We start from the raw sequence: 10,754 nt of genomic DNA, 5'->3' as shown, positions 1-10,754 counted from the left end.
AGGTTCGGGCAGGCTCGTCACCAGCCTCGATACGCCGCCCTCTTCAGACCGTCATCACCCAGTTTCCCGCATAGCTCCGATGCGCCTTTGCCGGGGTTCAGTGCCTCAGACAGCCACGACAGAGCGCGGGCACCGTTGAACGTCCCATCCGGGTTCATGGCGGCTTCCCCGAGTGTCTTGCCCCCTCTCGGATCGGACATCCCCTTGTCTCCCATCCCTGCGGTCAGACGGTCGATGGTCTGGCGTGTGGCGTCTATCCCCTCACTCAGAGACTTCATGGTCATTCCCTCACCCGAAGGACGGAACCGGGCTGGATGTCGGCCGGACCAGAGAGTGAGCCTTTGACGGTGAGAATGGTCGGTCCCGTCAGAGCCTCGCTGAGCCGGCCAAGAAGCCACGGGTTGTCCCGGTAGACCTGACACCAAGCGGCAGACGTGACGTTCACAATCCGCTCTTCCCTGTCGCCATCCTCGATGCCGTACGCCCAGAAGATCGCACGCCCGATTTCGTGAACGAGCGTGTCGGCCGCCTTCGTCGGATGGGCGAACTCCGCCTGGATAGCGATCTCCCCGCCGGTCGCGGAGAAAAACCCGAACTTGTGCTCTTCCTGCGTCCGGATGGCGTCCATGCGCAGAATGGCGAAGTCGAAGGGACCGACCCGGATGAAGTCCGGCAGGCGCTCCACCAACTCAGCAGCCCTTCGCTTCGCCTCTGTCCGGGCCGGGCTGTCGCCATTCGCCACGCGCATGCTCAATCCTCTTGTCTGAATGGCGGGGATGCGGTCATTGCCTGCATGAGACCCACACCTGCTTGCCCCTTGATGACCGCTTGGTATGCTCGGCTCCCCCGCCGGTAAGCCGCCGGAGAGCGGGCGGCAGGTAACCCTATTCCGTCAGCCGATCCTCTCGACGCGGTGCGCAGCTTCGTCCAGGCGGTTGGCAACCCGCTCGATGCCTTCAAGCACCATCACCAAGGACTCAACCGCACAGCACGAGCCGGCGCCGCCGCTGACGCCCTTCGGCTCCGCAGGCAGTGGCCCAAGCACTCGGTCGGCAAACCCTTCCACACGCGCCGCGACGCCCGACAGCCGATCAAGCGCGAGGGTCAGGCGGTCGTGAAGGTCGTTCAGGACGGGGCGCGCAACGTTGGCCTCCTTGACGCGAGGCGCTGAGAAGACGTTGTTGGCGGCATTGTATGCATGGACGAGCTGAGCATCGCTCATGCCGCGCATCGTCAGGCTGTGACCGGCGGCGGTGTCATGCTGCCCCTTGGGCGCCGAAAGGTCGCTGTAACCGAGCATCAAGCGTCACTCCCAAGACGTAAATTCCTGAGAGGTACATTACACGAACGTTCACGCAGAGACAAGACTACTTGCGTAAGCTGTACGGCTCTAGACAAGAAAAGAGCGTTGCAGGCTTATGTTTCCATTACCGGCAACGCTCACCAACATTACTAGCGCACATGGCGCAACTTCGCATCACATCTTGGCTAGGCTGCCCGGTCCTGTCTGGTCAGCTCATCATTCCAGTCGTCACCCTCGTTCGCTGGAATGCGGACCATGGCCGTCACGTCCTTTTTCCCGTGGACCATCTTGGCGAGGCGGTAGGCCGCAGCCATCCCTACGAAGTTCGGGTCATGGTCTCCGAACACCAACAGGCGCCGCACCCCCTCCGGCGGACGGAACGCCTCCAGGCTGTCGGCCGTGAGCGCAGCCCATACCGGCAGGCCGAACAGCAGATGAGCCGACAGCGCCGTCTCGATGCCTTCAGCGATGCCCAAGGTCTCACCGGCCGGGAACAGTCGCACAGTCGACCCGAGCGGGAACGGCCCCTTCATGAGCATGCGCGGCGTCTCCATGTCGGCCTTGCGCCCATCGTCGGTCAGGAAGGTACGATGGACGTTGACCGGCTTCCCATCGGGCGCCGTGACCTTGGCGACCATGCCCCGGCACGATCCGGCAAGGGAGGTGCGGAGGGCTGCCGGGAACGCATCCAGCGCGATCCTACGGCTCCGCAGATACCTATCGACCCTATCCCCGCGCTGTACCGGGCCGGCGTTGCGCCATAGGTCGTTCATGCGGGCGCGTTGGGCCTCGATGTCCGGTTCCTCCGGCGGCTGCACCGTCGCGGTTCCGATGACAGCCTCCACCCGGCAGGCGGCCTCATGGAAGTCTACCCCGAAAACTCGCATGATCAGGTCAGGCCCCTTGCCCTTGCCACACTGGTTGCAAATCCAAGCCCCTTCGCCCTGGTAGTCCGTGAAGCGGAAACGGTCCTTCCCGCCTTGGCAGATGGGGCAGGGACCATGCTTGCCGGTCAGTGCCGATGCCGGGATGCCAAGCTGAGCGAGGATGGAGCGCCAGCGGCCATGTGCCCGCTCACGCAGCGGCGGGACGTTCGCGAAGTTGCTCATGCTGCCCGCCTCCCTTCCTGCCAAACCGGCGGCTGCCCGATCCGGGGACGCATGAAGACCTTGACCTTGTTGCCGGCCGGCATCCGGAGGGTGATATCGCCCATGCCCACGGCGACGATGGCGCGACCGTCGATCAGCCGGATAAGCTCCCTGATGTCGGAAGGCCCGAGCCCCTGCGCCTCCAGGCGGCGCCAGTGCCCATCAACAAGCCGGTGAGCGTCGGACACGATGGTTTCCCATCGCTCCGGCAGGTATGCGCCCGGCCGCGGGGAGGTTGCGAGGCGGGCTAGGTTCTCCGCCCATTCCCGCGGCAACCCGCCATCAAACTCCAGAATGGCCGCACGTTCCTCAAAGTCATCGTCTTGCATTCCGGGCACCATCACCATGTTGATGACGACTTTTCGCAAACGACTTCGCACGCCTAATCTGGTCGGCCAGACACCAATTGTGCATTTCCCTCGTCAGTTCCTTTGGAGGAACGTTAACATACTGGTTCGGCCACTTCTTGTGGACGCTATAGTAGCAGTTATCCGCCCATTTTGGCTTGTATTTTCTTCGTGACGCCCATGTTTTCAGCATCGCATAGAATTCGGAGTTGTGTATCCAGCTACTTCCGATCCGCGTGTGATGGGCGGGGCCTTCCTTCTTCTTGCTGTTGCCGCGCGTCACCTCAAACAGGCTACCGTCTTCACTCTCAACGCCTGAATGGATACCCTCCGGGACATACCCGCACGCTGGGCATTCCTTGAGCTTAGCCGGGCGAATGTGAGAGCACTTCGGGCACTCCTTGGGCAGCGGCTTAGTGCGCTTGGGTGCCGCCTTCCGCACACCGTCATCAAGCCTGTCGTGATGAATGTCCGTGACAAACCCATGCCGCTTGTAATTATCGGCATGGTCAAGGATAAGGCAGTCTTCCTTTCCCTCTGCCGTCCGAAATCCGCGACCGTACATCTGCACAAGGAGCATTTCGCTTCTTGTCGGTCGCGCATCAATAATGCATCTGATGTCCCAATCAACGCCAGTCGTCAGGCAGCTTACATTTGCGACAACCTTGTATTCTCCGGAATGTACCTTGTCCCTGACGATCTTCCGCTCGTCCGCAGACGTGTAGGCGTCGACGTAGCCGCACGGGATTTGCGCCGCCTCAAACTGCGCCTGGACGTGCTTGGCGTGCGCCCGGTCGACGCAGAACGCCAGCGTCGGGCGGCCTTCTCCCATGCGGAGCCATGTCGTCACGATGTCCGCAACCAACTTCGGCTTGTCCATCGCCTTGGCTAGCTGCTTTTCGTTGTAATCCCCCTTCTGATCAGTTCCGACACCGGAAAGGTCGGGGTGATCCGGAGCAAACACACGGAACTTGCTGAGCCGGCCGGCTTCGATCATCTCCGCTGTCGTGGCGCAGATGATCAGGTCGTCATAGTGCCGAGCCATGCCGCGTGCCCACGGAGACGCAGACAGGCCAATCACCATCACGCCCTTGAGCTCGTCGCCGGCAATCCGCTTCAGGAAGGCGCGGAACATCTCATGGCACTCATCCACGATGATCAGATCAACCGGCGGCCAGTCCTTGCGACGGTCCAGGGTCTTCACGCTGGCGACCTGAACGGGCATGTCGGGGTTCGTGAGGGGGTGATCCGCCTGGATGACCCCCACGTCGTTGATGCCGTCAGTGGCGAAGCTCTCAACCGTTTGGTCGATCAGGGAGAGGCGAGGGACCACGAACATGACCCGTTTGCCCTTCGCCCTTGCCCTCTGGATAATTTCGGCCGCGAGGCGCGTCTTGCCTGCCCCTGTGGGTAGCTGCACCACCGGCCGTCTAGACCCCCGCCTTGCCCTTTCCAGAAGCAGGCGGAGGGCCTTTTCCTGATGGGGGAATAGGTGCCTCAATGCACGCCTCCCCCGGCAGCCCGGGCAGAGCCCTCCCCACTATCTCCCTGGTAAAGAACTGGCTCGGGTTGGTTCGGGGGTTCCTGACTTGGATTTCCATGTCGGGATACCGTATGCCGGGTTTGTAGTGATACGGTATCCGATACCCTGCCAGATACCGTATCCCGAGTTCTGAGAAGCCCTACCGTATACCCTGCCGGGAAGCGGATTTCGTGCTTGGATACCCCTTCCACCAATCCGGACCAGACCTCCGAGCCAACCGGCACGGCGGCGATAAGGTCCATCATGTTCTTCCCAACCCTGCTGTTTTCCGGGGCGTTATGGCGCAGGTAGTTGACAATCAGCGTCCAGCCGGAAGACGGGCACCGGACGATGAAGCCGATGTTCTCCAACGTAGCCAGTGCGGCCTTTGCCTCGTCCTCGGTAAGGCGTAGATCGCTGGTGATGTACGGCAGCGGCAGCCTGAAGCAGCCAATCGAATTCGAGTGCGGGCCGGTCAGCAGATAGAGCGCCACCCGCTGGGCATCGCCGGGGAGGCTGCCGGTCTTCTCATCGGTCCAGAACGCCATGTAGACCTTGCCGTATGTCCGCATCACGCCATCTCCCCGACAAGTTCCGCCTGCGCTTCCTTGGCCCGCATCGCCGCAAGCCTCTCCATGCCCCGCTGACGGGCCTTCAGCGTCCAGCACTCGACGTGCGGTGCGGACGCTCGCAGCGCCTCCAGGGCCAACGCTCCGCCCGTGATGGCGCCTTCCTCCAGCATTTCCAGTTCGCCGCATAGGACGGACCCGACGAACGTTCCCAGCGCCACGTCCATGCGGATCACCGCTGCGGCAAGGCTGCTGTCCGGGCGGTCCGCAATCTGGCTCTCAAGGTGCCATTGGTGGCTGACGATGTCGGGATAGCGGTATCGGTCGTCTCGCCTGCCGTAGTGATAGCCGTCCAGCCAATCGGCAATGTCCGACCACTCCCGATGAAGGGCGGCCAGATCGTCGGCAGGGCCTGCGCTCATGGCCTTGGCGTCGGACAGAGCGGATGCCAACAGCCCGCCGGCATAGCCCGACATGTCCCCTCCGTCTTGGACTTCGACCTTCAGAACCTCCAGCTTCGTGACGATGGCCGGCAGGGTGGCGGATCGGTCGTCAGCGATGGCATGACCAAGGCGTCCGACCTCGTTGCTTGCCTCGTTCAGGACAGTTTCCATGGCGGCCAGCCCGAGACGATGCCGGGCCTCATTGTGTGCCGCGACGGTGTGCTCCAGGCGGGCTTTGAGCCGGTCCTTGGTCTTCTGAGAGAGGCGATTATCCCGGTCGATCTCCGCCGGGGACATATAGACCGTGCCGCGCTTGCCATGCGAGACGAACGGCCAGGGGATTTGGGCTTCGACCGCGGCGCCGTGGTCGTCCAGAGCGCCGATGGCGATGTCAAAGGCAAGCCGGGCATCATTCCATTGCCTGCCCAATTCAACGATGTCAGGGGCGCTCATTTGGCCCCTCCGTTCTTGCGGATTTCCTCGCGAAGGGCCTTTACCTCGTCGGCAAGGTCATCCACCGCGTCGATCAGCTTCCATGCCGTCCGTTGATACTCAGCGGCGGTTCTGGACGGGGCCGTCATCGCGTTGGTGATTACCAAAACGATCAGGAAGCTGGCGCCGCCGGCAATCCAGGGCACGAATTCGGGGCTCATGCTTGCTCTCCCTGGTTAGTGCTGCCGGGGATGATTGCCAATACGTTGGGATCTGGCGCCCGGCCGGTCATGGCGCAGGCGACAAGGATTTCGTCAGCCATTGTTCGGGGCTCCGATGGATCAGGTGAACAGGTCGCGCTGCCGGGGATCGTTCGGCGCGGCGGCCTTGGGGTTGGCGCGGCGCTTCCGGCGGATTGGCGGAATGCCTTCGGTGGGGGCATTTGCCGCCGGCATCACAAGCCGCTCAAAAGCTTCGATGATCGACGGCACGGCCTCGCAGACATCGTGTGCGTCGTCGACATCTCGGGCGAACTGAAGGCGGATATGCAGATCGTCCATCGTGACGATGGGAAGCTCCGACTCGTAGAGCCGGCGCACCCGACGCCACCGATATTCGGCTGGCAGGTCCAACACCTCGTAAGCGCCGTAAGCCTCTTGGATCAGGTCCAGTTCGTGCCTGCGCCGCTCCCACGCCTGATGTTCGTCGCGCGCCTGTCGGATCGTGACGGGCATTGGATAGGCGTTCTCGATTGCCAGCCGGCAAGGGTCTACCGGATGCTGCCCAAAGCATCCGTAAGCCTCCCACCCGCCCATCCGCTTATGCCACCGGCCGCTTTGGTGGGCGAACTCCGGATCGGTGGAGACATTCGGCCCCTCCAGCCATGGCAGGGCAGCCTCATGAAGAAGTTGCTCCCGCTCATCCCGCGCCGTAGCAGCTTCGAAGCTGCCATATCGGGCGATGATGGCCGCTCGCTCTGCTGCGTGCTTCTTCCGATCCTGCTCAAACCGGGCGTCGTTGGATGCCTTCCAACTTTCGTACTCCGCCTTGCTCCCCCACTTGTTTCCGCATGGGTCGACATAGGGCGCAGGTTTCTTCTTCGCCTTCGGCTTGGCCCATTGCCGCATCAGGTCATCGAAATCAGCGGTGCTGTAGCTGGCCGAATAGTCGGGCGCGGCAGGCTGGCTCATCCGCTGGGAAACGTCGGTAAACGTCATCCCAGCGGCCTTGAGCATCCCCTGCGCCTTCCGCAATGCAGCCAGAGCTTCGCCATCCTGATCCGAGCCGGCTAGGGCTAGTACCTTGGCGAAACGGTCGGCATTGAAGGCGGACATGGGACGGCCTCCTTTAGCTGGCGTTCATCGCGGTCAGCAGTTCGCCGATGACCTCCCATTTCCACGTCAGGTGATTGGCCGTCCCGCCATGCTCTCCGCTTTTCTCAGCCTCAACGAACTTGGCGTAGGGCTTGCCCTTCTCCGTCGGCATCCACGGCGTTGCGGTCGTGCCGCCCTTGACCTGAAAACCGTGGTCCTTCAGCGCCTGATTGACAGCCCGAGCTTTCAGCGCCGTTCCGGTGCGGACGCCGATTTCGACGCCGATGTTGGTCACGGTCAGATACCGGGGATGGTCGGGCGCCGCCAGGGCGGGCACGTCGTGCGGCGGTGCGGGCGGAGCGCCGGACAGGACGATGCCGCCGGCCGCCAAGATGTCGATGCCGGTGAGCGACAGCACGGCGCGGTTCGCTGCGTTTGCCGCGTCGGTCAGCAGCAGGCCGGCATTCTGGTAGGTGCGCTGTAGGTCCCGGAACATTGAACTGTGGGACTGCGAGCGCAGGCGGGGCGCAGCGACGGGCGGCTGGATCGTCATACCGGAAGCGGCGACAAAGCCCTTGGTTCGGATGTCATGGATCCATTCCGTCACCTGGACGGCGAAGGCTGGACTGCACCACTGCGCGAAATGATAGCCGACTTGCGGATGCCCCCAGGTGCCGCCGCCACGGCCGGGGCGTCCCGGCTTGGAGATGATCAAGCTGTCCCTCGGAATTCCGAGAGATAGGGACAACTCATCAAGAAACGCAGCCGTGCCAGCATTTTCCAGATAATGGGAGGGCTGCTTGCCTGTAGCCTTCCCCATCGCGGTCAGGTTCAAGTAGCCATCAGCCAAGCGTTGTCCGATTACCTTTCCGTTGAACTGACGGTCGATAACGGTAGGAATGGTTCCAGATGAATTCTGGACGTGCGGGGGCTCTGCGCCCATAAATGAGTCGCTCACGTTTTCAGTCCTTGGTGGGGTTGGGAATGGGGCTACCGCGCCCGCCGCGTCAACGACGGGTGATGTGATCCGGTGGCGGTATCGCCCTTAGATGTGGAGATGCGCGCCACCGGGTGCATTCCAGTCTGGCGCATCGCTAAATCCGATCAGGCGGCCATGCCGGCAACTGCCGACGTCTCCGCCCGCCGCGCCCGCTCTGACCGGGTTGCCTCCAGCCGACGAGCCCTGAATTCAGTGTCAGCCTCTTCCGTGATGAAGTGCCGCCGGCCAACCATGATGGTTTCGGGCATCATCTCGGGCTTGTTTGCGAGATAGAACCGCGCCGTGGAATACGGGACGCTATTGGCGTCACACCAGTCCTTCAGCGGGGTCATGGTCTTGCGTGCCTTCATGGGAACATCCTCTGCTGTAAGGCGCCGCGCTACCAACCGAAGCGGGGTAGCCAGTTAGCGCTTGCTGAGGATGATTTAGACGCAAGAAAGAGGGATGAGAAGTCTGCAAGGTACTTGCTGCTGGAAGACTTCGAGGTGCAAGCACCTGCAAGAGCGACGCATTTACCAGAAGGATGGCGACATCTTCTAGGCGCTAGCACCTCGAAGACCCATAATTCACTCGGCGTATACCAAGATCATCTTCAAGGTTCCAGCACCTTGAAGGGTGTGACCTAGAAAACGCCTCGCAGCCAAGGCTTGAGCGCAGGCCACGTATGCGACCTACGCCGTTTAACAGTTCGACAGAAGTTTGACAGACGCTTCTACTCCGGCGACGCAACCAGCGTGGCGGCAGAAAATTCTTCAGAATTTTCAACGCCGTTGAAGTACCAGTTCAGCGCCACCGCCGTCAGGGTGCCGAGCAGGATGCCGCTGTGCAGAAGCGGCGACAGGAAAGCCGGCATCTGCGAAAAGAACTTGTCGGACACCAGCGGGATCAGCCCGACGCCGATGCTGACCGCCACGATGATCAGGTTCTCGCGCCGACCGGCGAAATCGACCTGGGCCAGGATCTTCACGCCGGTCGCCGCCACCATGCCGAACATCACCAGCCCGGCCCCGCCCAGCACGAAGGCAGGCACCGACGCCACCACATGGGCCAGCTTCGGCAGCAGCCCGAGCAACAGCAGGATCAGCCCGCCGGCCACACAGACCCAGCGGCTGCGCACCCCCGTCACCCCGACCAGCCCGACATTCTGCGAGAAGGAGGTGTAGGGGAAGGTGTTGAAGACGCCGCCGATCAGCGTGCCCAACCCGTCGGTGCGCAGGCCGCGGACCAGATCCTCGCGGCTCACCGGACGGCCGACCATGTCGCCGACGGCCAGGAACATGCCGGTCGACTCGATCATCACCACGATCATCACCAGCGACATGGTCAGGATGGCGACCGGATCGAACACCGGCATGCCGAACTGTAAGGGCTGGACCAGCGCGACCCACGGCGCCTCCCCCAGCCCTTTGAAATCGACCATGCCCAGCCCCATCGCCAGCACCATCCCGGCCACCAGCCCCAGCAGCACCGCGACGTTGCGGACGAAGCCGCGGCCATGCTTCATCAGCGCCAGGATCGTCATCAGCACGAAGGCGGCCACACCCAGGAAGGCCGGGTCGCCGAACCGCGGGTTGCCGACCCCGCCGCCGGCCCAGCCCACACCCACCCGCATCAGCGAGACGCCGATGATGGCGATGACGCTGCCGGTCACCACCGGCGGGAACAGCGGCAGCAGCCGGCCGACCAGCGGTGCGGCCAGCATGGCGAAGAGGCCCGACCCGATCACCGCGCCGTAGATCCCCAGCAGCCCCAGCGACGGGTTGGTCGCCATCGCCACCATCGGGCCGACGGCGGCGAAGGTGACGCCCATCATCACCGGCAGCCGGATGCCGAATCGCCAGACCCCCACCGCCTGGATCAGCGTGACCACGCCGCAGGCGAACAGGTCGGCGTTGATCAGCATGGCGATCTGGTCTTTCGGCAGCTTCAGGGCGCCGCCGACGATCAGCGGCACCGCGATGGCCCCGGCATACATCACCAGCACATGCTGCAACCCCAGCGCCAGCAGCCGCCAGGGCGCCAGAACCTCGTCGACGGGATGGACATCGGGGGTGGCGGCGCTTTTCATGGCGGAAGCCTCGCTCTGCAATCGGTCGGCTTCTTTCTGCATAGGGCGTGCCGCACCGGCGGATGGCGGCTTCCGGCCGCTTCCCCGCCCGCCGATGCACAGGGTTTGGGCAGATCCACGGCGTCGCTGCCCGTACAGGTGGCAAAAGCCGCGCGGTTTATTGCCGCGCCCGGCTGGAGACCCCGACGGGGGCTGCGTTATTCTTTAACGATCCGTGCGTACAGTCGCTGCCGCATACCCCTTTCGCGCAACCGAAGCCGAGCGTCGCGATGAGCAAGTCGATCGAGGGTGTATCCAATTGGATGCACATGTTCCGTTGGATCGTGAAGCTGATCCGCGACGAGTATGGGGTCGATGAGGCTCTGTTGACCCGCAATGCGACGCTGGAAACCGACATCCAGCTGTCCATCGACCAGGTCGAGCAGGTTCTGGAATACATCGCCGAAAGCTTCGCCATCCGCTTTCCCGACGGGACGCTGGACGAGCTGGTGAAGCTGGAGGAACTCTGCCTGCTGGCGAGCTGGATCAAGGGCTATTACAAGCGCCCCGAATTCATCTCCGACGCCTTCGAGGCCCGCTGCCGCAGCATCAACCAGATCGCAGCCTGAC

The 10,754-nt window shown here is 63.0% G+C and carries 14 protein-coding genes; 1 reads left to right on the top strand and 13 read right to left on the bottom strand.

Features of this window, described 5'->3' with window-relative positions; translation table 11 throughout:
* Positions 1 to 17: 17 nt before the first annotated feature.
* The 13 genes from CRT60_RS36135 to CRT60_RS08655 all read right to left on the bottom strand — a co-directional run bounded on the left by CRT60_RS36135 (position 18) and on the right by CRT60_RS08655 (position 10,145).
* Positions 18 to 278, bottom strand: a complete 261-nt coding sequence (locus tag CRT60_RS36135) for a hypothetical protein (RefSeq protein ID WP_098736015.1) — start codon at positions 276 to 278, stop codon at positions 18 to 20.
* Between the two features lie 2 nt (positions 279 to 280).
* Positions 281 to 748: a hypothetical protein gene (locus CRT60_RS08710; protein ID WP_098736014.1), complete on the bottom strand. Its 468-nt coding sequence runs from the start codon at positions 746 to 748 to the stop codon at positions 281 to 283.
* Positions 749 to 892: 144 nt separating this feature from the next.
* Positions 893 to 1,300 carry a hypothetical protein gene (locus tag CRT60_RS08705; protein WP_098736013.1) on the bottom strand — a complete coding sequence of 136 codons (408 nt, stop codon included), beginning with the start codon at positions 1,298 to 1,300 and terminating at the stop codon, positions 893 to 895.
* A gap of 188 nt (positions 1,301 to 1,488) precedes the next feature.
* The gene (locus CRT60_RS08700) at positions 1,489 to 2,412 is read right to left on the bottom strand and encodes a DUF7146 domain-containing protein (protein ID WP_098736012.1); all 924 of its coding nucleotides are present in this window, start codon (positions 2,410 to 2,412) and stop codon (positions 1,489 to 1,491) included.
* On the bottom strand, positions 2,409 to 2,780 hold the full coding sequence (locus tag CRT60_RS08695) for a hypothetical protein (protein WP_143273169.1): 372 nt from the start codon (positions 2,778 to 2,780) through the stop codon (positions 2,409 to 2,411). The genes CRT60_RS08700 and CRT60_RS08695 overlap by 4 nt, the downstream gene beginning before the upstream one ends.
* Positions 2,767 to 4,299: a DEAD/DEAH box helicase gene (locus CRT60_RS08690; protein ID WP_098736010.1), complete on the bottom strand. Its 1,533-nt coding sequence runs from the start codon at positions 4,297 to 4,299 to the stop codon at positions 2,767 to 2,769. Before CRT60_RS08690 ends, CRT60_RS08695 begins: the two co-directional genes overlap by 14 nt.
* Complete coding sequence (locus CRT60_RS08685) at positions 4,296 to 4,892, bottom strand: hypothetical protein (RefSeq protein WP_098736009.1); 597 nt, start codon at positions 4,890 to 4,892, stop codon at positions 4,296 to 4,298. The genes CRT60_RS08690 and CRT60_RS08685 overlap by 4 nt, the downstream gene beginning before the upstream one ends.
* Complete coding sequence (locus CRT60_RS08680; RefSeq protein WP_098736008.1) at positions 4,892 to 5,785, bottom strand: hypothetical protein; 894 nt, start codon at positions 5,783 to 5,785, stop codon at positions 4,892 to 4,894. Before CRT60_RS08680 ends, CRT60_RS08685 begins: the two co-directional genes overlap by 1 nt.
* Positions 5,782 to 5,985: a hypothetical protein gene (locus tag CRT60_RS08675; RefSeq protein WP_098736007.1), complete on the bottom strand. Its 204-nt coding sequence runs from the start codon at positions 5,983 to 5,985 to the stop codon at positions 5,782 to 5,784. The genes CRT60_RS08680 and CRT60_RS08675 overlap by 4 nt, the downstream gene beginning before the upstream one ends.
* Positions 5,986 to 6,105: 120 nt before the next feature.
* The gene (locus CRT60_RS08670; RefSeq protein ID WP_098736006.1) at positions 6,106 to 7,098 is read right to left on the bottom strand and encodes a hypothetical protein; all 993 of its coding nucleotides are present in this window, start codon (positions 7,096 to 7,098) and stop codon (positions 6,106 to 6,108) included.
* A 13-nt stretch (positions 7,099 to 7,111) separates the two neighbouring features.
* Positions 7,112 to 8,035: a KilA-N domain-containing protein gene (locus tag CRT60_RS08665; RefSeq protein WP_143273166.1), complete on the bottom strand. Its 924-nt coding sequence runs from the start codon at positions 8,033 to 8,035 to the stop codon at positions 7,112 to 7,114.
* A 146-nt stretch (positions 8,036 to 8,181) separates the two neighbouring features.
* On the bottom strand, positions 8,182 to 8,427 hold the full coding sequence (locus tag CRT60_RS08660) for a hypothetical protein (RefSeq protein ID WP_098736004.1): 246 nt from the start codon (positions 8,425 to 8,427) through the stop codon (positions 8,182 to 8,184).
* 362 nt (positions 8,428 to 8,789) lie between these two features.
* Entirely contained in the window at positions 8,790 to 10,145 is a 1,356-nt protein-coding gene (locus CRT60_RS08655) for a nucleobase:cation symporter-2 family protein (protein ID WP_161958001.1), read from the bottom strand.
* Between the two features lie 308 nt (positions 10,146 to 10,453).
* Between CRT60_RS08655 and CRT60_RS08650 the strand changes: the two genes are divergently transcribed.
* Positions 10,454 to 10,753 carry an acyl carrier protein gene (locus tag CRT60_RS08650; protein ID WP_244592365.1) on the top strand — a complete coding sequence of 100 codons (300 nt, stop codon included), beginning with the start codon at positions 10,454 to 10,456 and terminating at the stop codon, positions 10,751 to 10,753.
* Position 10,754: the final 1 nt, after the last annotated feature.

The sequence above is a fragment of the Azospirillum palustre genome, assembly GCF_002573965.1.
GTDB classification, from domain to species: Bacteria; Pseudomonadota; Alphaproteobacteria; order Azospirillales; family Azospirillaceae; genus Azospirillum; species Azospirillum palustre.
Note: the sequence above shows the minus strand (reverse complement) of the source record. Positions and strands in the feature narration are given on the sequence as shown.

Excerpts from the sequence above, each read along its gene's own strand:
- CRT60_RS08655 (WP_161958001.1), bottom strand. The coding sequence starts at position 10,145 with ATGAAAAGCGCCGCCACCCCCGATGTCCATCCCGTCGACGAGGTTCTG.
- CRT60_RS08685 (WP_098736009.1), bottom strand. The coding sequence starts at position 4,892 with ATGCGGACATACGGCAAGGTCTACATGGCGTTCTGGACCGATGAGAAG.
- CRT60_RS08650 (WP_244592365.1), top strand. The coding sequence starts at position 10,454 with ATGTTCCGTTGGATCGTGAAGCTGATCCGCGACGAGTATGGGGTCGAT.
- CRT60_RS08705 (WP_098736013.1), bottom strand. The coding sequence starts at position 1,300 with ATGCTCGGTTACAGCGACCTTTCGGCGCCCAAGGGGCAGCATGACACC.
- CRT60_RS08675 (WP_098736007.1), bottom strand. The coding sequence starts at position 5,985 with ATGAGCCCCGAATTCGTGCCCTGGATTGCCGGCGGCGCCAGCTTCCTG.
- CRT60_RS08670 (WP_098736006.1), bottom strand. The coding sequence starts at position 7,098 with ATGTCCGCCTTCAATGCCGACCGTTTCGCCAAGGTACTAGCCCTAGCC.
- CRT60_RS36135 (WP_098736015.1), bottom strand. The coding sequence starts at position 278 with ATGAAGTCTCTGAGTGAGGGGATAGACGCCACACGCCAGACCATCGAC.
- CRT60_RS08710 (WP_098736014.1), bottom strand. The coding sequence starts at position 748 with ATGCGCGTGGCGAATGGCGACAGCCCGGCCCGGACAGAGGCGAAGCGA.
- CRT60_RS08695 (WP_143273169.1), bottom strand. The coding sequence starts at position 2,780 with ATGCAAGACGATGACTTTGAGGAACGTGCGGCCATTCTGGAGTTTGAT.
- CRT60_RS08660 (WP_098736004.1), bottom strand. The coding sequence starts at position 8,427 with ATGAAGGCACGCAAGACCATGACCCCGCTGAAGGACTGGTGTGACGCC.
- CRT60_RS08700 (WP_098736012.1), bottom strand. The coding sequence starts at position 2,412 with ATGAGCAACTTCGCGAACGTCCCGCCGCTGCGTGAGCGGGCACATGGC.
- CRT60_RS08680 (WP_098736008.1), bottom strand. The coding sequence starts at position 5,785 with ATGAGCGCCCCTGACATCGTTGAATTGGGCAGGCAATGGAATGATGCC.